Genomic DNA, 18,800 nt, shown 5'->3' with positions numbered 1-18,800 from the left:
CCCTGATGCTGGCCCGGCTGAGCGCCATCGCGACCGCGGCCCGCGCCCCGCGGGCGGTTCTGCGGCCGAGGATTGGCCGGACGCTGATGGCGCTGCAGGCGCCAGACCTCGATCAGCACCGGCTCCGCTGGGGTTTCGTCATCCGCAGCCGCGGACTCATCCTCGGCGGTCTCGGATACCGTCTCGTTCGCTTCCGCCACGACCGGCGTCTCGGTGGTGGGGCGGGTCTCGGATTCGGGTGCTTCGGCGACCTGCGCGGCTTCGGCTGGAGTCTCTTCCAGCTCCGATTGCTGTGCGCCCACCGCTTCCGGCAAGGCGTCGGCAGCAGCCTCGACAGGCTCAGCCTCCGCCAGGGCTTCGAGAGCGGATGCAGCTTCTGCTTCCGGGCCGGTCTCGGGACCGGCGTCGGACTCCGCATTCTCGGAGAGCGAAGCACCGTCACCGGAGGCCTCCGCGGTCGCGGCCTGCGCGGCAGCGTCGGCCTCGTCTCCGGTCAGCTCGCTCGGCGAGCCGGGATCGGTCTCGCCGGTCTCGCTTGCCGGGGCAGTTTCGGATGGCGGGGTCACGACGACCGGCGCGGTCGCGGCCGCCGGCACCAGCGGCACCGTGATGGCGGGACCGGGGCGGGCCTCCAGCGAGTAGCCCAGAGACTTCAGGATCGAGGCGAAATCCTCGCCCGAACAGCCGACCAGCGAGGTCATGCCGACCGTGGCCACGAACGCATCGCCGTCGGCCGTACCCTCCGGCGGGGCGCCCGGCGTGGTGCCGGGGCGGTAGGCGATCGCCGGGCGAATCAGGTCGGCCAACCGCTCCAGGATGTCGACCCGCACCGCCCGCTCACCACTGACCCGGAAGCCGGCTGCCCGGTAGAGGCCCTTGGCGATCTCCCGATCGACCTTGATCGAGGTCCGGCCCGAGCCGGCCAGATGCGCGATCTCGTCCAGGCCGCGCTGGTCGAGGCCGCCGTTGCGCAGGGCCCAGAGCTGGGCGGCCAGCGTCCGCGGCGCCGGCTTCAGCAGGGCCGGCAGGAAGATGTGGTAGGCCCCGAATCGCACGCCGTGCCGGCGGAGCGCCCCGCGCCCCTCCTGGTCGAGGCTGCGCATCTCCTGGGCGACCTTGGAGCGTTCCAGCACGCCCAGAGCCTCGACGACCTGGTAGCCGATGCCCTTGGCGAGGCCGACGAGGTCGCCTGCGGTCTCGAGCTCCATCAGCGGGCCGAGTAGGCGCACGATCATGGCCTTCAGCCAGGCATCGAGGCGCGCTTCGACCTTCTCGCGATGCGCGCCGGTCAGACTGTCGTCGGCGAGCAGCCGAATCTGCGGCGCGAACAGCTTCTCGCCGGGGGTCAGCTTCGCCACCGGGGCACCGGTCCAGCGAATCATCCCGTCATGCGCCAGCACGAGGGTGGAATCGGCCGTCGCCGCAAAGCGGTCGGCCCGGGCCTCGATCTCCCCGGAAAGCGCCTTCTCGGCGGCGCTCCTCAGAGTTTTGGCCTCGTGCCCCTCTGCGCTCGCATCAGGAACGAATAGGAATCCATGCAGGTGACCGACATGCTGACCCTCGACGGTGACGTCACCGTCGGCGGAAATTTGGGCTTCGAGCATCGTGTTCTCTCTCAGGCGCCGCATCAGGACGCTTGTGCGCCGGTCGACGAAGCGGCTCGCGAGGCGTTCGTGCAGGGCGTCTGACAGCCTGTCCTCTACCCGACGTGTCTCGCCCTGCCAATGTTCAGGGTCGCGCAGCCAATCGGGGCGGTTGGCCACGAAGGTCCAAGTGCGTCCCTGGGCGATCCGCTGGGACAGCGTATCGATGTCGCCGTCGGTGCGGTCGATCATCGCCATCTGCTCGGCGAACCACGTGTCCGGGATGCGGCCGGCCATGCCCTTCATGAGGAAACGGTAGAGCTGGGCTACGAGGTCCGCATGCACCTGCGGGTGGACCTTGCGATAATCGGGCACGCCGCAGACGTCCCAGAGTCGCCGCACGGTGGAAGCGCTCCGAGCCATGTCGCGGATATCGTCCTCGCGCATCAGGATCTCGAGGGCCTGCTGGTCCTGGCCCATCGGCGCCCGGGTCAGACCTGACTCGCGCGGATGCTCGTCGAGGCTCGCCTGGAGCGCCTCCAGGGTGCCGAAGCTGAGGTCCGGGTTGCGCCATTGCAGGATGCGCAGCGGGTCGAAGTCGTGATTCTCCAGCCGCTCGACCATCTCGGGCTCGAAGGCCGGGCAGCGCCCGGTGGAGCCGAAGGTCCCGTCCGAGAGGTGGCGTCCTGCGCGGCCGGCGATCTGTCCCATCTCCGCTGGTGTCAGCTTGCGGAACCGGGTGCCGTCGTATTTCCAGTTCGCCGCGAAGGCGACGTGGTCGACATCGAGGTTGAGCCCCATCCCGACCGCGTCGGTGGCGACGAGGTAGTCGACGTCCCCGGCCTGGTACATCTCGACTTGGGCGTTGCGGGTCCGCGGCGACAGCGCCCCGAGCACGACCGCGGCGCCCCCGCGCTGGCGTCGGATCAGCTCCGCGATGGCGTAGACCTCCTCGGCCGAGAAGGCGACGATCGCGGTGCGCCGGGGCAGGCGCGACAGCCGCTTCTCCCCCGCGAAGCTCAGCTTCGACAGCCGCGGCCGGGTCGTGGTGTGGACGTTCGGAATCAGCGCCTGGACCAGCGGCAGCATGGTCGAGGAGCCGATCAGCAGGGTCTCCTCCCGGCCGCGCACGTAAAGCAGGCGATCGGTGAAGACGTGGCCGCGATCCATGTCGGCGGCGAGCTGGATCTCGTCGATGGCGACGTAGGCCACGTCGAGGTCGCGCGGCATCGCCTCGATCGTGCAGATCCAGTAGCGCGGCCGGTCCGGCTTTATTTTTTCTTCCCCGGTGACCAGCGCGACCTTCTCGGGCCCGACCTTGGCGACCACCCGCAAATAGACCTCGCGGGCGAGCAGCCGCAGGGGCAGCCCGATCATGCCGGTCGGGTGCGCCAGCATCCGCTCGATCGCAAGATGCGTCTTGCCGGTGTTGGTCGGTCCGAGGACCGCCGTCACGCCGCGGGCGCGGGCGTCGCGCGGCAGGGACCGGCGGGGGAGGGGGCGGAGCGGCGCGTCGATGGTCGGCGGTTCCTTCGGACGGGAAGGCCGGCGCGGCGCCGTCATGGCGCGGGCGGGAGGTCTCGTACGGCCGGTCGCGTCAGGGACGATAGGGCCGCCTCGGTCCTCCCCCATATGGGATATCACCCGGGTCGCTGCCAACCTGCGGCATAATCAGCGGATCGACCACGATCTGCATGGCCGGCGATCCGGGCTGGGGCGCGACGTCCGCGCAGAGGGTGTCGGGGACGGAGACCAACGGGCCATGCCGCGGCGGCCGGTGCTCGATCACCTGTGCCGACGAGAAGGCATCGCCGCCGCAGCCGGGATTGCCTGATCCTGCGGTCAGCGGCTGGGCCGCTGACGGCGCGGCGAAGGCGAGGGCCGCGACGGTCAGGGTGGTGCGAAGGCGGTATCGGTCCATGGGCGGATCATCGCCGAAAATATGAAAGGTTTAATGGCAGTTGAGACCGATTCCCGGCGCCGAGACCTTAGTGTCATATCAGAATCTTCCGTGGATCTTCGCGGCGTGCAGCGCACCGCATGTCAGGACGTCAGTTCTGATCGAAACGCCTCGAAACCCTCAACGGCTGTATTCGGCTCGGCTTGAGCGCGACGCCTTCAGAGATGCGAAGATATCTAAAAGATAGCGCCTTGCCGGCTGGTCATAATAGCGCAGGAAGACATAGCTCGCTGCTATCGTCACGGCGACAAGGGTCACGCATTCCAAAGCGATGCTTTTGCTGCCGGTTGTTTTTTGATAAATTCCGTTGATCCAGCAGAATATTGGATAGTGCAAGGCATAAACCGGATATGATAGCTCGCCGAGCATGAGCGAAATCCTCATCGGTAGGCCCTTCATCGGAATGGCTGATCCGCTGAACACCAGCATCGGGGCCAGGGCGAGTTTCCAGACGAGCCGTTCGCGGAGGGTAAGTTCGAACGATGAAAAAAGGATCGCAATCATCAGAACGCATAACGCGACGAATATATACGTGTTGGCCCGGCTCGAAACGAAGGCGCCGCTGAACTGGTGGATTAGGACGCCGACAAAAAAGAGGACCCAACATGAGCAAACCCGAGGAGAAAATTGTCGGTCGTGTCGCCGCCGATGCCGACCAGGATGACTGCCGCACTGCACAGGACGTACAGACCCAGCGAGAGATACGTCTGATCGACATGCCGCAGCAGCCACCAGACATAATTCGCCACTATTTCGAAGAAGAGCGAGAATTGCGGTCCATTCAGGGGGAATATTTGAGGGCCGCCAATCTGGGGCGGGGCATTGAAAAAAGGAATGTTCATCATTCCAAGCAGGATTGCCAGGACTATCGCGGCTATTTGGGGCTCTGTGCTGAGCAGATAGTTTCTCGCGATGACGTAAGGAGCGCTGATCAGAATGGACAGAACGATGATCGGTATCAGTCTGATCAGCCGAATGGCCATGAATTCAGCCACGGACATATTTCGTAGGCGGAGGGCATAGGCACGGGCCAGAACATAGCCGCTGAGAGTGAAGAAGGTGTCGACCGACAGGCCCCCGTTGACCGCCATGTGTGGCGCGTTTAGCCAACGACCCAAATGGAATAACAATACTGAGAGAGCGGCAATCCCTCGAATGCCGTCGAGGGCTGCGCAATGCCTGCGTGGGTCCGATAGGGCCGGTATTCCCAACTTTATCCAGCCATGCTATAATAACGACAGACTTTAAAGGGGCTGGTAAAAACTTTGTGCCCCGTTCGATGTTGAATTAAGTTTTCAACTCAAAAATGTGGGATGTCAAGGCCGGTGGGCATGGATGCTGCAAGTAAAACTGTTTCGGTGGTTATCGCTACGTATAATGGCTCAGTATTCATCGAGGAGCAGCTAGCGAGCGTCATCAACCAAAATTTTAAGCCGATCGAGATCATCGTTTCCGATGACGGATCGACGGATGAAACATTAGTTTTAGTTAGATCAATTGCGAAAAATTCCGAAGCACCTATCAGAATTAACGTAAACGAAACGAATCTAGGATTTCGCGACAACTTTTTGAAAGCCGCTTTATCGGCGAAGGGAAACTTCGTGGCGTTCTGTGATCAGGACGACATCTGGGATCCCGAAAAACTTGAACGTATAGCCAAGTACTTTAAAAATCCTAATATCTCCATGATCGTGCATGCCGCTGCGAGCCTCGATCAGTCCACTGGTAAGCTAGTAAAATTTACACAGGGTATCCGAAGCACTGGTGTTAAGCCGCCGCTCAGTTACGATCCCTGGCTGACGTTCTTTGGGTTTTCAATTGTTTTTCGGCGAGAACTGCTGTATCTCGCGGATATCGAGGCACGGTTCCGAGACTTCATCGTGCCGAAAGAGAAGATCGCCCACGATCGATGGATCGTTTTTCTCGGCCAAGTGGTTGGCGAGACTGCCGAACTGAGTCTGCCGCTGGTCACGTACCGGCAGCATGCGACGAACCTGTTTGGGGATGGGCGCCGCAGCCACAAAGGGAAGGCGCATGATCCCATTAAGGAACTTGATGATTACATAACCGCTACGGCCGACATGATCGCTGTGATCCGCGATCTTCCGGATGAGACGCGGGCGGCATTTCCTCTGTTCGATCGCGAAAAAGCGATTCACTTTTTTCAGAGAGCCTTGCACCAACTGCAACAGAGGAAGCAGGTTTACGTCTCGCGCGACAAGCGCCGGGGTTTGTTGGCCGTCGTCGGTAACATCCGATCCGGGGTCTACCGGTCCGTCCACCGCGATGCCATCCGTTGGCGCTCGATCGCGCGCGATCTCAAATACTGCGCGACCCGGTCGTAGGCCGCGCTACCCGACCCGCGGATCACGGCAGCCCCGTGGGCAACCCCAGATAACCGAACACCGCGCGCAGGACCCGATGTTCGAGCGCATCGCCGGCCTGCTCGCCCCGCTCCCCGGCGGCATCCACCATGCCCCGCACAACCGCGAACAGGTCGCCCGCGGCAATCTCGATCGCGACGGGCGGTCCGGGTTCGAGGCGTGCCAGCAGGGTCAGGAACGCGTCCGAGATCGCCCGGTGGACCGCGTCAAGGCTGTCGGCCGGCTGGAGCCGGTTCTCTTCGCGGTCAAGCAGCAACGCGAGACGTGGCCGGGACATCTGATGGGCGACGGCCGCCTGCACGATGCGCCGCAGTCCGAGTTCCGGCGTCGCCGCCTCGGCCGCGGCGTGCACCGCCGCGATCAGCAGGCCGGTCTCCCGCGCGACCAGGGCCGCGGTCAGCGCGTCCTTGCCGGGGAAGTACTGGTAGACCGAGCCGACCGAGACGCCGGCCCGCTCGGCCACGGCATTGGTCGTGTAGCCGGCCAGCCCACGCTCCTCCAGAACGCGAGCCGCGCCTTCGAGGATCATCCGCACCGTCTCGGCAGACCGCGATTGTTCCGGGTTTTTCCGGGGCTTGAGCAGCGGCCCCCGTGCCGTTCGGGCGGTCATGAACGCGAGTTCGCCGCAGGGCCGCCCGCGGGCATCATCGCCGCGTCCCAACCGATTCGCGGAATGAAAGAGCGCATGTCCCACCAGACCTTCAACCCCAAGCTCACCGTCTTCATGCTGGTGAAGACCTCGCCCGAGTGGCTGGCGATGTCGATCGACGATCGGTTCGCCCGGTTGCGTGAGGTGTTCGAGCCGATCCTGCGCCGCCACGCGGGTTCCGTGACGATGCGCTTCTACGACGCCGAATTCTACACGGCCCGGGTCACGGATCTCTGGGTCTGGGAGGCCAGCGAGCATCACGCCTACGAAAGCGTCGTCGAAGCCTTGCGCGAGACGCCGTTCTGGGACCGGTTGTTCACGATCGTCGAGATCATCCCGGCGGTGGAGAACGCCTACGCGATGCATTACGGCCGGGCGCCGCTCGCCGCGTGAGCGGACTGTTTCAGTCGGCGCCCTCGACCAGCACGACCTCGCCGATGCCGGCGGGCAGGCGCTTCGCTTTGGCCGCCTGGTATTCCGGCGAGCGATAATAGGCCCGTGCGGCGTCGTAGGAATCGAATTCCAGCACGACGTTGCGGGGCCGGGCCTCGCCCTCCAGCGCCTCGCTGCGCCCGCCCCGCACCAGGGGCCTGGCGCCGTGAAGCCGCATCGCCGTAGAGGCCATCTCGGCATAGGCCGCGTAGGTCTCCGGATCGGTCACCGTCATCCGGACGATGATGTAGCCTTTCGCCATGGTTCTCCATCCTCTCCGCCGCGGGCGCACGGGGTGCCCGGAAAGAGGCCGCCGGTCAAAGGCGAAGCGCTGAGCCTGGCGCTATTGCGCGGGCAAGCTCGCCTGCGCGACGCTCGCCCCGGCCGTCCCGGTGGCGGCGCCCTGGGTCCAGCGCGTCGCCTCGATGATGTTGGTACCGATGGTGGTGAGCACCGAGATTCGCAGCGGGACCAGTGCCCGCGTCCCTTCGACCGGGGCGAGCCAGACCGACATCTCGCGGTTGTCCTCCATGAACTTCACACCCGGCCGATCCGGCCTGTGGCCGGCCACCGCTTGGTAGCGGGCCGTGCAGACCAGAACCGGGCCGGCATAACCGGGTTTCTGCACCGCGCGGGTCTCGGCGTAGCTCAGCACCACGTTGAAGCGGGTCGCGCCGTCGAACACCGGCAGGGTGCGGTTGCAATTGGCCGGATCGAGCAATTCGCCCCGGCCCTGGGCTGGCATCAGCAGGGCGCTCACCGGATCCATGATGCCGCGCTTGTGGTCGGCCGTGACCGGCACCCGGTCCTGCATGTCGACGAGGGGGGGCGTGATCTCGGCCTGCACGACGTTGCCGTGCGCCAGCGCCATGCGCACCGCGATCCCGGAACTCGCCGTGTGCGTGGCGATCGAGAACGCGCCGGGCTGCGGCGCGGCCGAGAAGGTACCTGACGCCCGGGCCGAGCCCCTGCCGCCGGTGATCGCCCCGACCAGCCCGGTCAGCGTCGCGGAGACGTCCATCAGGTAATGGTCGCGCTCGAAGCTGCCGGCGAGCCGGGCGGTGCCGATCGGCAGACCCGCGAGGTTGATGCTGTAATCGACCGTCACCGTGGCGGGGGCGGCTGCGGCGCTCCGCTTCGCGCGCCGAGCGGCTTCGGCCGGGGCACCGAGCGTCGCGACGGCGAGCACGGTGCCGAGAAGGCGCATCGTCAGCGGCTTGATCGTCCGACGGACAGGCGTGGCGCTCATGATCCGGATCGCATCCCAGGGGAACTTGGGCCAAGGGTGCCGCGCGGGACGATCCCGTACGACAGGCTCTCGACGCTCGGTGCAGGCGAGGCGCTGGCCTTCTTCGAGCAGATGCCGGTTATATCCCGGCATCGTGGTTAACAGACCGTTGGGCGACCGCCCGGGACATGTCGAGGCGGTGCGGAGCTTGACGCAACGGGTCCAGGTCGCCTATAGGCTCGCGCCTTCAACAGGACTCCGCTGGACCTGGAATACGTATCGGGCACCGCCCGCTGCGACGATGATCGCGCCGCTTGCGGTCGGGTCTTTTCAGGCGGAACGAGACGGGAATTTTAGTCATCATGGCGCGCCGCTGCGAACTCACCGGCAAGGCCGTTCAGGTCGGCCACCTCGTGAGCCACTCGAACCACAAGACCAAGTGCCGGTTCCTGCCGAACCTGTGCAATGTCACGCTTCAGTCGGACGCGCTGGGCAAGCGGGTGCGCCTGCGCATCACCGCGCATGCCCTGCGCTCGGTGGAGCACCGCGGCGGCCTCGACGCATTCCTGGTCAAGGCCGGCGAGGGCGACCTGTCGCAGACCGCCCGCCTGCTGAAGCGCGAGATCCACAAGAAGCTCGCCGAGACCACGGCCGTCGCGGCCTGATCTCGGGCGCTCTACGCGTTTCACCGATCGGACGACATAAACCGCCGCGGCAGGCCATGCCGCGGCGGTTTACGCTTGCCTGCTCGGGACCGGCATCGCCTATCCGGGCGCCTGAGCGATTCGCGTCAGCCATTGCCGGATCTCCGTCTGCTGCGAGGGCGTGAGGTCGTTCAGCATCTCGGCTTCCAGCGCATAGACGTGCCGCTTGGCGGCTTCGAGCATCGCCTCACCGGCGGCAGTCAGCCTTATGGTCTGGATGCGACCATGAATCCGGTGCCGTTCCCGCACCACGAGGCCGGCCTTCAGCAGATTCGCGACGATGACGCTCATGGTCTGCGGCGTCACGAGCGCCAGGCGCGCGAGATCCGCGCTGCTGTGGCCGGGATAGGCGGCTAGGATCGTCAGGACGGAAAATTGCGGCAGCGTCAGGCAGGCGCCGCTTAACCGCTGCTCGACGCGCTGCCTGTGCGCGTGAGCCGCCTGCCGCAACAGATAACCGAGATGTCCGTCGATGCCGCGCTTGCCTTCGCCCGCCCGCGGCAGCTCATCCATGGCATCATCCCTTGCCTGTTATCAGAGTGCTGATATGTTGTTCGTGCTCTGATTCTATCGCGGATGGCGGGAGTGCGTAGCATGTCCGATGTGGCATCGTATGACGATGCGGGCTTTTCATACGACCTGTTCAGGACCACGTTGCCGAACGCTCACGCCGCGCTTCTCGCCCTCGGCCGGGCCGTCGATGAGGCGGGCCTGGACAAGCGCTTGAGCGAGGTCGTGAAGATCCGCGTCTCGCAGATCAACGGCTGCGCGTTCTGCGTCGGCTTCCACCTCGACACAGCCTGCCGCCTCGGCCTTGCCGATCACATCATCGACTCGATCGCCGTCTGGCGCGACAGCCCGGTCTTTTCGCCCCGCGAACGCGCGGCCCTGGCCTGGGCCGAACATCTCACGCGCATGGCCGATGGGGCGGCGCCCATCGCCGAACCGTCTCCGCTGTTCAGCCGGGACGAGACGCTGAGCCTGACCGTGGCGATCGCCACCATCAACGCCTGGAATCGCATCGCGGGCGGCCTGCATTTCCCGCCTCTCGCCCGGCGGGCGGCCTGAAGGCGGCGCCGGGCTCCCGGCAATTCGTCAGCGCCGTCCGCCGGCCGCACGCAGGGACCGGCCCGCAGGTGCGGAGGAGCTGTTCTCCTCGAACAGTTCGGCGAGCTTCTCGGTCATGGCGCCGCCCAGCTCCTCGGCGTCGATGATCGTCACCGCCCTGCGATAGTAGCGGGTCACGTCGTGACCGATCCCGATGGCCAGGAGTTCCACCGGCGAGCGGGTCTCGATCTCCTCGATCATCCAGCGCAGGTGCCGCTCCAGGTAGTTGCCGGCATTGACCGACAGGGTCGAATCGTCGACTGGTGCGCCGTCCGAGATCACCATCAGGATCTTGCGCTGCTCGGGCCGCCCGAGCAGGCGCTTGTGCGCCCAGTCGAGGGCCTCGCCATCGATGTTCTCCTTGAGAAGACCCTCGCGCATCATCAGCCCGAGATTCTTCCTGGCCCGGCGCCACGGCGCGTCCGCCGACTTGTAGACGATGTGGCGCAGGTCGTTCAGGCGGCCGGGATTCGTCGGCTTGCCGGCGGCGAGCCACGCCTCGCGGCTCTGGCCGCCCTTCCAGGCCCGGGTCGTGAAGCCCAGGATTTCGACCTTGACGCCGCAGCGCTCCAGCGTCCGCGCCAGGATGTCGGCGCAGGTCGCCGCCACGGTGATCGGCCGGCCACGCATCGAACCGGAATTGTCGAGGAGCAGCGTGACCACGGTGTCGCGGAAATTGGTGTCCTTCTCCTGCTTGAAGGAGAGGGGCTGATAGGGGTCGATGACCACGCGCACGAGGCGCGCCGGATCGAGCTGACCCTCCTCGAGGTCGAAATCCCAGGCGCGGTTCTGCTGCGCCAGGAGCCGGCGCTGCAGCCGGTTGGCGAGGCGGCCGACGACGCCCTGCAGGTGGGAGAGCTGCTTGTCGAGGTAGCTGCGCAGGCGCGCCAACTCGTCGGCGTCGCACAGCTCCTCGGCGTGAATGATCTCGTCGAACCGGGGGTTGAACACCCGGTATTCGGGGCCGCGCGCCTCGTTGCCCTGGCGCTGGGGCGGCTTCGACGCTTCGGAGGCTTCCTCGGCTTCCCCATCCTCGGACTCGTCGGGCAATTCCCCGGACGGCGCGTCGGCCGCTTCCTGCGCGCCCTCCTCGATCTCGTCGGAGGCCTCCTCCGAGGTCTCGATCTCGGCGCGCTCGCCCTGGCTCTTCTCCTCGGAATCGCCCTCGCTCGGGTTCTGCTCGTCGTCCTGGGCGTCGTTCTCGTCGTCGTTCTCGTCATCCTCGGCGTCGAACGGGGTCTCGTCCGACATGTCGAGGGAGGTCAGCAGGTCGCGCACCGAGCGGGCGAACTTACGCTGGTCCTCGATCGACCCGATCAGCCCGTCGAGGTTCGGGCCGGCCTTGGCCTCGATATGCGCACGCCACAGCTCCACGATCTTGGCGGCCGCCTCGGGGGGCTGCTGCCCGGTCAGGCGCTCGCGCACCATCAGGGCGACGGCGTCCTCCATGGGTGCGTCGGCCTTGTCGGTGATGGTCTCGTACTTGCCGCCGCGATGGTACCGGTCCTCCAGCATCGCCGTGAGGTTGCTGGCGACGCCGGTCATCCGCCGCGAGCCGATCGCCTCGACGCGGGCCTGCTCGACCGCGTCGTAGACCGCGCGGGCGGCGGCGTTCTCGGGGGCGAGCCGCCGGTGCACGGCGATGTCGTGGCAGCCGAGCCGCAACGCCATGGCGTCGGCATTGCCGCGCAGCACTGCCACGTCCTGCGCCGAGAGCTTGCGCGGGGGCTCTGGCAGGCGAGCCTTGTCACCGGTGAGCGCCGGCCGGTCGGTGGCGTAGGTGACCTCGACCTCCGACCGGCGGGCGATGGCGCGCAGGCACCCGGCCACCGAGCGCTTCAGGGGCTCGGCCACGGATTCGCGGCGCTCGCCGGGCTTGCGGTTGGAGATGGACATGCGGGGCTACGTCTTCATCGAATCGAGGTCGAAGGGGCGCTCAAGCAGATCATCCCAGGTGAAGGGACATTCTGGAGGGAACTCGCCCGGAGGGAGGTGGCACTCATCCGCCGCCCAGTTGCGTGAGATTGTATAGATCTCGTCCCACATCGTGTTGAGATGCGGCTTCAGACCCGGGTTCTTCCGCAGAATTTTCGCGTACCGGAGCCGCTGCTCGCGGATCGCGTAGATCCAGCTCGGCGTGCGTTTCTCCGGCTGCTGATCCCATTTGAGCATGTGCATGATGAGAACGCGCAGAGCGCTTTCCATCTGACTGTATTGCGCGCTCCCCACGTCGCTCAGCTCCTCGGCGATGTTGTCGAGGTCGAGCGCGTCCACCCGGCCGGCGCGGAGCAGCGCCACCTGCTCCTCGACCCAAGTGTAGAGGTCGTCCGCATAGCGCGTCCGCCCGTCGGCATGCGGAGCCGCAGGAGCGTCCTCGCGTGTCGAGGCCGGATGCGCCATGGCGTCCTCCATGCGGTTCAGCTTAAGGCGACGTTCAGTGCGCTTTCGGGCAGTTCCTTGCCGAAGGCGCGCTGGTAGAACTCGGCCACCAGGGTTCGCTCGAGTTCGTCGCACTTGTTCAGGAAGGTCACCCGGAACGCGAAGCCGACATCCTTGAAGATGTCGGCGTTCTCAGCCCAGGTGATCACCGTGCGCGGGCTCATGACGGTGGAGAGGTCGCCGTTCATGAACGCGTTGCGGGTCAGGTCCGCCACGCGCACCATCCGGTTGACGATGTCCCGGCCCTGGTCGCTGCGGTAGTGCAGCGCCTTCGAGAGCACGATGTCGACCTCGCGGTCATGCGGCAGGTAGTTCAGGGTGGTCACGATCGACCAGCGGTCCATCTGGCCCTGATTGATCTGCTGGGTGCCGTGATAGAGGCCCGACGTGTCCCCGAGGCCGACTGTGTTGGCGGTGGCGAACAGCCGGAAGGCCGGGTGCGGGCGGATCACGCGCTTCTGGTCGAGCAGCGTCAGCCGGCCCGACAACTCCAGCACGCGCTGGATCACGAACATCACGTCCGGGCGGCCGGCATCGTACTCGTCGAACACCAGGGCGACGTTGTTCTGCAGCGCCCAGGGCAGGATGCCGTCCTGGAAGGCGGTGACCTGCTTGCCGTCCTTGAGGACGATCGCGTCCTTGCCGACGAGGTCGATGCGCGAGACGTGGCTGTCGAGGTTGATCCGGATGCAGGGCCAGTTCAGCCGGGCCGCGACCTGCTCGATATGGGTCGACTTGCCGGTGCCGTGATAGCCCGTGACCATCACGCGGCGGTTGCGCGCGAAGCCGGCCAAGATGGCCAGCGTCGTCTCCCTGTCGAAGATGTAATCCGGATCGAGATCGGGGACGTGCTCCTCGGGTTCGGCATAGGCCGGGACCTTGAGGTCGAGGTCGATGCCGAAGACCTCGCGGACGGAGACGGTGCGGTCGGGCAGCGCGGCGGGCGTGTCGTCAGAGAGCATTCGGAACCTCGTGAGGCGCGGCGGCTCCGGCCCGAAGGAAGGGAGCATCCGCGCGGAAGAACGTCGAGCCGGGCATCCGCCGCGGGGCGGACTCAATCCTTAAACGGCGGCGCGCTGCGGCGCCACCGACCGGCATGAGCCCCATATAGGGTCCGCCCGGCCATTTGCCTTATCCTAGAGCGATCACCGTCGAAGGGGATTCCGGTGCGGCCTCACGGCGCTCCGGAGTGCATCGTTCGTGCCGCCGTCAGCAGAGGCCGGCGGCACGCAAGACGTCGTGGGCGCGGATGATGTCGCGCAGACGCTCCTCGAACGAGCGGTCGCCGCCGTTGGCGTCGGGGTGGAAGCGCTTCACCAGCGCCTTGTACTGCGCCTTGATGGCCGGCCCGTCCGCCCCCTCCTCGAGACCCATGACGTCGAGGGCGCGGCGCACCGTGGCGGTGCGGCGGGGCTTCTCCGGCTCCGGCTGTTTGTTGCGCCGACGTCCGTCGCCGACGCCCGCGCCGCGCAGGATGCCGAGCGGATCGACGTAGGCCCAGTCCCGGGTCGGCTCCTCGGCCGGCTTGCCCTGGCCGGCGGGGTTCACGCCCATGGCCCAGGTCGGGCGGTGCCCGATGATCGCGTCCTTCTGATAGGCCTGGACGGCGGCATCGTTCATGCCGTCGAAGTAGTTATAGCTCGCGTTGTAGGCGCGGACGTGGTCGATGCAGAACCGCCAGTACTGGCCTTCCGCCTTCCGGCCCTTCGGAGCGCGGTGCGGGCCCGGCCGGGTGCAGCCCGGGCTCTCGCACAGGGCCTCGGCCGCGGGCTTCGGCTCGTCGCAGGACGGTTTCCTGATCCGGATGCTGTCGAACAGGCGCGAGTTGAGATCCATGACGGGCCGATTATGAGGGGGCAAACCGGAGACACAAGAGCACCGGGCCTGATGACGCATGCGCGGGATCGGGCTTGACGGATGCCGGCGACGTGAGGTGAGGGCAGGATGACGGACGGGACTGGTGAGGACGGCACCCTTCGGGGCTGGATGGAGGCGAAGCTGCGCGCGGAACTCGCGCCGGCTCACCTCGACGTGATCGACGAATCGCACCTGCATGCGGGCCATTCCGGCGCGCGGCCCGGGGGCGAGACCCATTACCGGCTCGACATCGTCGCGTCGGCGTTCGAGGGCAAGAGCCGCGTAGAGCGGCACCGCCTGGTCAACGCTCTCATGGACGAGGCTTTCGGGCGTGGCCTGCACGCACTGGCGTTGCGCGCCCGGACCCCGGCCGAAGCTGCCTGAAGCCGGACCTCGCCGGTCCGGCGCGGCCCGGGGGCCGGTACGAGGGATATGGCGATCGTGGTTCCGGCGCGCATCCCAGAGATCATGGGTTTCTCGCTCGCGCCGGTGTGTTGGCACACAGGCGGCTGCCAACTGCCGGCCTCGCACCGGGGCGTGGACCGGAGCTCATTATGCCCCTGCGGGTGAACGCGCGGATCGTCATCGCGGACGACGAGATCGAGCTGTCTTTCATGCGCGCCTCCGGGGCGGGCGGACAGAACGTCAATAAGGTCGAGACCGCGGTCCAGTTGCGCTGGTCGGTCCTGGCCTCGCCCTCGGTCGACGAGCGGGTCAGAGCGAACCTGTACAAGCTCGCCGGCCGGCGCCTGACCAAGGACGGCGTCCTGGTCCTGTCCGGGCAGCGGCACAGGACCCAGGAGCGCAATAGGGCGGACGTGCTGCAACGGCTGGTCGATCTCGTCACCGAGGCGGCCAAGCCGCCGCCGCCCATCCGCCGCGCGACCAAGCCCACGAAGGGCTCGAAGGAGCGGCGCATCGGAGCCAAGAAGAGCCGCGCCGTGGTCAAACAGGGGCGCGGCAGCTACCGGGATTCCGAGGGCTGAGCCGGCCCGCTTCCAGCTCGGATAAGCTGCCGAGCCGGCTCTACGTCCCTGATGTGACGCGCTCGCTCACGCCGAGCGAGCCTCCGCTTCCGCGGCGAGCGACCTAGTGAATCGCGTCGATCACCTCCGCTTTCGGGCTCGCGTCGGGGGCGGGCGACGAGCCGGCGACCAGGGTGCTGCCGGGCTTGGCGATGGTGAGCGCGATCGCGATCAGCGCCAGGATGGCAGCGAGGCCGGCGGGGAACAGGAAGGCGGATTCGCCGTAGCGGAGATCGAGCAGGCCACCCAGCACCGCGCCGGTGCTGAGACCGGCCCAGAGCGGTGCCTGGATCCAGAACGACGGGGCCACCGTGCCGAGCAGCAGGTTGGCGCAGCCCGTCCCGAATCGCACCACCGCCCCGGTCACGTAGGTCAGCGCCAGCGACCGGCCGCCCTCGTCCTGGAGGGTCGCGTTCTGCAGGCCCAGGGCCAGCACGATCGGGTAGGCGTGCAGCGGATAGGCGAAGGTGCCCCAGGGCATCAGCAGGCCGCCCGCGAGCAGCAGCGCCTGGAGCGTCAGCAGGACGGCCAGCCGCCAGCGGCCGACCCAGGCGGCGATCAGAGTGCCCAGGAAGGCGCCGAAGCAGAACAGGCTGATCGTGCTGGCGACCCGGGTGACGTTCTCCCAGTCGCCGTTGGACACCGCCACGCCGAAGCGGGTCGTGTTGCCCGACATGAACGACATGAACAGCTGCGAGAATTCCAGGAAGCCGATGGAATCGGCGCATCCTGCCAGCATGGCCAGCGCGATGGCGAAGGAGATGCGCGTCCGGGGATCCGCCGGAAAAGACCGGTCCGCTGGCAGGTCGGGCTTGCGCTCCGGTGCGCGCCCATCATCCCTGCCGCCGAAATCCGCCATGCCAATCCCCGATCCCATCGCCGCCTGTCGTGCGGCCGACAGACAATGGACGAACAGCCAAGCAGTTTCATGCCGGGGGAATCATTGGCGTGTGCGGTGCAGCACGACGACCCGGCCCGGCACCGGCCGGCCGCCTTCGCGCCGCACATCGGCTTCGTGCAGCCGTAAGACCTCCAGGCCTGCGCCGGAGGCCGCCGCGGTGACGTGGGCGTGGGCGTGGGCGTAGCGCCCGTCCGCGCCCAGGAGGCCGCCGTCGCCGTCATGAGACTGCACCGTGAAGGCGGCCAGGCCCCTGGGCCGAAGCACGCGAGCGACCTGCTTCAGCACAGGCGCGAGATCCGCCACGTAGATCAGCACGTCCGCCGCCAGGCAGAGGTCGGCGGAGTCCGACGGCTCGGCCGCCAGGAAGGCCGCCAGGTCACCCTCGGCCAGACGGTCGTAGAGCGGGAGGCCGCGCTGCATCTTGGTCCGCGCCACCGCCAGCATGCCGGGCGACAGATCCACCCCGGTGAGGTGCCCGACCCGGTCACGGATCGCCGCGCCCATCAGGCCTGTGCCGCAGCCGAGATCGAGCGCCACGTCGAACCGCTCAGGGTCCGGCGGCAGGGCATCGTGGAGCAGTTGTGGGCCGACATAGCCCAGCCCGTCCACGAGGTGGCGCTCGAAGCGCGGGGCGTAGCCGTCGAACAGGGCCCGGACATAGGCCGGCGACAGGGCCGGCAGGCCGCCGCCTTCCCCCAAGCGGACGAGGTGCGCCCGCACGCCGAGGGTATCGTCGGGGTCGATGTCGAGGGCACAGGCATAGGCCCGGGTCGCGGCCGCCCTCAGGGCCGGGTCGTCGCCCCCGACGGCCAGCCCTTCCCGGGCACGGCCCAGCACCAGCCAGGCCGGCGCGTAGCGGGGTGCGATCTCCAGCGCCTGCTCGGCGAGGTCGGCGGCCCCGGCATGGTCGCCATCCGCCAGGCAGGCCTCGGCGTAGCGATAGCGGCGGTCGGCGAGGAGGTCGCCGGAACTGTGTTGCGTGGCCATGCGTCTGCCGGGTCGGAGGCGCCTATATACCGGGGCCACCGGCGGACTCCACCGGCAGCAGCGGACCCGATGCCGACACGCGCGAGCGATCTCCTCACCCTGACCCGAGAGGGCCTCTACTGTCCGCTCGGCGGCTTCCACGTCGATCCGACCTGGCCTGTCGAGCGCGCGCTGATCACCCACGGCCATGCCGACCATGCCCGGGCCGGCCATGGCCACGTGCTGGCGACGCCGGAAACCCTGCGGATCATGGCGGTGCGCTACGGCGAGGATTTCTGCCGCCAGCGCCAGGAGGCCCGGCTCGGCGAGGCCTTGCGCGTCGGCGACGTCACGGTGCGCTACGCCCCCGCCGGGCACGTGCTCGGTTCCGCCCAGATCGCCATCGAACGGGACGGCGTCCGCGTCGTGGTGTCGGGCGACTACAAGCGGGCGCCGGACCCGACCTGCCTGCCGTTCGAGGTGGTGCCCTGCGACGTGTTCATCACCGAGGCGACCTTCGGCCTGCCGGTCTTCACGCATCCGGACACGCGGGACGAGGTCCGCAAGCTGATGGCCTCCGTGGCCCTGTTCCCGGAGCGCGCCCACATCGTCGGCGCCTACGCGCTGGGCAAGGCGCAACGGGTGATGGCGCTGCTGCGCGAGGAGGGCTGGGACCGGCCGATCCACCTGCACGGCGCGATGGAGAAGCTGACCGAGCTGTACAAGCGCGAGGGCATCCCCCTGGGCGATACCCCGAAGGTCGTGGCCGCCGACCGCAAGGACCTTCACGGGGCCATCGTGATCTGTCCGCCCAGCGCGATGCAGGACCTGTGGTCGCGCAAGTTTCCCGACCCGGTGACCTGCTTCGCGTCCGGCTGGATGCGGGTCCGCGCCCGCGCGCGCCAGAAGGGCGTCGAGCTGCCGCTGGTCATCTCCGACCATTCGGACTGGCCGGACCTGTGCCGTACGATCCGGGACACCGGCGCCGGGGAGGTCTGGGTCACCCACGGCCAGGAGGATGCGCTGGTCCATTGGTGCGGGACGCAAGGGATCAAGGCCAAGCCGCTGCACCTGCTGGGGTACGGCGACGACGGTGAGGCGGAGCCGGCCCCCGCAGGCGTCGCCGAGCCGGAGGTGGCCGCGTGAACGACTTCGCCCACCTCCTCGACCGCCTCGCCTACGAGCCGCGCCGCAACGCCAAGCTGCGCCTGCTCCAGGACTTTTTCGCGCGCACGCCGGATCCGGAGCGCGGCTACGCGCTGGGCGCCATGACCGGCACGCTGAACTTTCGCGAAGCCAAGCCGGCCCTGATACGCGGCTTGGTGGAGGCGCGCATCGACCCGGTGCTGTTCCGGCTGTCGCACAACTACGTCGGCGATCTCGCCGAGACCACGGCGCTGATCTGGCCGGTGCCGCGGGATCTCCCTCCCCCCTCTGCGGGGGAGGGTGGCCCCCGAAGGGGGTCGGGAGAGGGGCAGCGCGACGATTCTGAATATGAGGTCCGTCGCAACTCTTCCGGCAGCGGCGCTCCCCTCTCCCGACCCGACCTCACGGCCGGCCCACCC

Annotated in this window: 21 protein-coding genes and 1 pseudogene; 8 read left to right on the top strand and 14 right to left on the bottom strand. The window is 67.4% G+C overall.

The annotated features are described in order from the left end of the window. The 4 genes from FV228_RS06095 to FV228_RS06080 all read right to left on the bottom strand — a co-directional run. On the bottom strand, positions 1 to 2,981 hold a 2,981-nt coding region (locus FV228_RS06095), incomplete at its 3' end, for a helicase-related protein (protein WP_246693844.1). A gap of 199 nt (positions 2,982 to 3,180) precedes the next feature. After that, positions 3,181 to 3,504: a hypothetical protein gene (locus FV228_RS06090; RefSeq protein WP_147853775.1), complete on the bottom strand. Its 324-nt coding sequence runs from the start codon at positions 3,502 to 3,504 to the stop codon at positions 3,181 to 3,183. Between the two features lie 159 nt (positions 3,505 to 3,663). Then, positions 3,664 to 4,047: an acyltransferase gene (locus tag FV228_RS06085; protein ID WP_147853774.1), complete on the bottom strand. Its 384-nt coding sequence runs from the start codon at positions 4,045 to 4,047 to the stop codon at positions 3,664 to 3,666. Between the two features lie 71 nt (positions 4,048 to 4,118). After that, the gene (locus FV228_RS06080) at positions 4,119 to 4,661 is read right to left on the bottom strand and encodes a hypothetical protein (RefSeq protein WP_246693843.1); all 543 of its coding nucleotides are present in this window, start codon (positions 4,659 to 4,661) and stop codon (positions 4,119 to 4,121) included. 213 nt (positions 4,662 to 4,874) lie between these two features. On the opposite strand from FV228_RS06080, the gene FV228_RS06075 reads away from it, so the two are divergent. Continuing rightward, entirely contained in the window at positions 4,875 to 5,888 is a 1,014-nt protein-coding gene (locus FV228_RS06075) for a glycosyltransferase (RefSeq protein ID WP_147853777.1), read from the top strand. Positions 5,889 to 5,910: 22 nt separating this feature from the next. On the opposite strand, the gene FV228_RS06070 is transcribed toward FV228_RS06075, so the two are convergent. Continuing rightward, on the bottom strand, positions 5,911 to 6,456 hold the full coding sequence (locus FV228_RS06070; protein ID WP_238260135.1) for a TetR/AcrR family transcriptional regulator: 546 nt from the start codon (positions 6,454 to 6,456) through the stop codon (positions 5,911 to 5,913). Positions 6,457 to 6,612: 156 nt separating this feature from the next. Between FV228_RS06070 and FV228_RS06065 the strand changes: the two genes are divergently transcribed. After that, positions 6,613 to 6,969: a darcynin family protein gene (locus FV228_RS06065; protein ID WP_147853771.1), complete on the top strand. Its 357-nt coding sequence runs from the start codon at positions 6,613 to 6,615 to the stop codon at positions 6,967 to 6,969. Between the two features lie 10 nt (positions 6,970 to 6,979). Here the strand turns inward: FV228_RS06065 and FV228_RS06060 are convergent, their stop codons facing one another. Together FV228_RS06060 and FV228_RS06055 are read right to left on the bottom strand one after the other, a co-directional pair. Then, complete coding sequence (locus FV228_RS06060; RefSeq protein ID WP_147853770.1) at positions 6,980 to 7,270, bottom strand: DUF1330 domain-containing protein; 291 nt, start codon at positions 7,268 to 7,270, stop codon at positions 6,980 to 6,982. Positions 7,271 to 7,351: 81 nt separating this feature from the next. Beyond that, the gene (locus tag FV228_RS06055) at positions 7,352 to 8,215 is read right to left on the bottom strand and encodes a DUF3108 domain-containing protein (RefSeq protein ID WP_147853776.1); all 864 of its coding nucleotides are present in this window, start codon (positions 8,213 to 8,215) and stop codon (positions 7,352 to 7,354) included. A 383-nt stretch (positions 8,216 to 8,598) separates the two neighbouring features. Between FV228_RS06055 and rpmB the strand changes: the two genes are divergently transcribed. Beyond that, positions 8,599 to 8,901, top strand: a complete 303-nt coding sequence (rpmB, locus tag FV228_RS06050; RefSeq protein ID WP_147853769.1) for a 50S ribosomal protein L28 — start codon at positions 8,599 to 8,601, stop codon at positions 8,899 to 8,901. Positions 8,902 to 9,000: 99 nt separating this feature from the next. Here the strand turns inward: rpmB and FV228_RS06045 are convergent, their stop codons facing one another. Continuing rightward, positions 9,001 to 9,453, bottom strand: a complete 453-nt coding sequence (locus FV228_RS06045; protein ID WP_147853768.1) for a MarR family winged helix-turn-helix transcriptional regulator — start codon at positions 9,451 to 9,453, stop codon at positions 9,001 to 9,003. A gap of 81 nt (positions 9,454 to 9,534) precedes the next feature. Here FV228_RS06045 and FV228_RS06040 point away from each other — a divergent pair, with 81 nt between their 5' ends. After that, positions 9,535 to 10,008 carry a carboxymuconolactone decarboxylase family protein gene (locus FV228_RS06040; protein ID WP_147853767.1) on the top strand — a complete coding sequence of 158 codons (474 nt, stop codon included), beginning with the start codon at positions 9,535 to 9,537 and terminating at the stop codon, positions 10,006 to 10,008. Between the two features lie 27 nt (positions 10,009 to 10,035). Here FV228_RS06040 and cobT read toward each other — a convergent pair whose 3' ends face one another. The 4 genes from cobT to FV228_RS06020 form a co-directional block, all read right to left on the bottom strand. Next, on the bottom strand, positions 10,036 to 11,943 hold the full coding sequence (cobT, locus tag FV228_RS06035; RefSeq protein ID WP_147853766.1) for a cobaltochelatase subunit CobT: 1,908 nt from the start codon (positions 11,941 to 11,943) through the stop codon (positions 10,036 to 10,038). Positions 11,944 to 11,949: 6 nt separating this feature from the next. Next, positions 11,950 to 12,447: a DUF29 domain-containing protein gene (locus FV228_RS06030; RefSeq protein WP_147853765.1), complete on the bottom strand. Its 498-nt coding sequence runs from the start codon at positions 12,445 to 12,447 to the stop codon at positions 11,950 to 11,952. A 17-nt stretch (positions 12,448 to 12,464) separates the two neighbouring features. Next, entirely contained in the window at positions 12,465 to 13,448 is a 984-nt protein-coding gene (gene cobS / locus FV228_RS06025; RefSeq protein ID WP_147853764.1) for a cobaltochelatase subunit CobS, read from the bottom strand. Positions 13,449 to 13,695: 247 nt separating this feature from the next. After that, positions 13,696 to 14,322, bottom strand: coding sequence for a DnaJ domain-containing protein (locus FV228_RS06020; protein ID WP_147853763.1), 627 nt, complete (start codon positions 14,320 to 14,322; stop codon positions 13,696 to 13,698). Positions 14,323 to 14,430: 108 nt separating this feature from the next. Between FV228_RS06020 and FV228_RS06015 the strand changes: the two genes are divergently transcribed. Together FV228_RS06015 and arfB are read left to right on the top strand one after the other, a co-directional pair. After that, positions 14,431 to 14,727: a BolA family protein gene (locus FV228_RS06015; RefSeq protein ID WP_147853762.1), complete on the top strand. Its 297-nt coding sequence runs from the start codon at positions 14,431 to 14,433 to the stop codon at positions 14,725 to 14,727. 170 nt (positions 14,728 to 14,897) lie between these two features. After that, entirely contained in the window at positions 14,898 to 15,329 is a 432-nt protein-coding gene (arfB, locus tag FV228_RS06010) for an alternative ribosome rescue aminoacyl-tRNA hydrolase ArfB (RefSeq protein WP_147853761.1), read from the top strand. A 103-nt stretch (positions 15,330 to 15,432) separates the two neighbouring features. Here arfB and FV228_RS06005 read toward each other — a convergent pair whose 3' ends face one another. Together FV228_RS06005 and FV228_RS06000 are read right to left on the bottom strand one after the other, a co-directional pair. Further along, positions 15,433 to 16,227 carry a YoaK family protein gene (locus FV228_RS06005; protein WP_147853760.1) on the bottom strand — a complete coding sequence of 265 codons (795 nt, stop codon included), beginning with the start codon at positions 16,225 to 16,227 and terminating at the stop codon, positions 15,433 to 15,435. Between the two features lie 81 nt (positions 16,228 to 16,308). Then, a complete protein-coding gene (locus FV228_RS06000; RefSeq protein ID WP_147853759.1) occupies positions 16,309 to 17,256 on the bottom strand; it encodes a methyltransferase domain-containing protein in 948 nt (315 codons plus the stop codon). Positions 17,257 to 17,325: 69 nt separating this feature from the next. Between FV228_RS06000 and FV228_RS05995 the strand changes: the two genes are divergently transcribed. Further along, entirely contained in the window at positions 17,326 to 18,381 is a 1,056-nt protein-coding gene (locus FV228_RS05995) for a ligase-associated DNA damage response exonuclease (protein WP_147853758.1), read from the top strand. Continuing rightward, positions 18,378 to 18,800: pseudogene (locus FV228_RS34080) on the top strand (hypothetical protein); the annotation flags it as partial. The gene FV228_RS05995 and the pseudogene FV228_RS34080, both read left to right, overlap by 4 nt.

It is taken from the genome of Methylobacterium sp. WL18 (assembly GCF_008040015.1).
GTDB lineage: Bacteria > Pseudomonadota > Alphaproteobacteria > Rhizobiales > Beijerinckiaceae > Methylobacterium > Methylobacterium mesophilicum.
The sequence above is the reverse complement of the archived record's forward strand: the minus strand, read 5'-3'. Positions and strand labels throughout refer to the sequence as shown.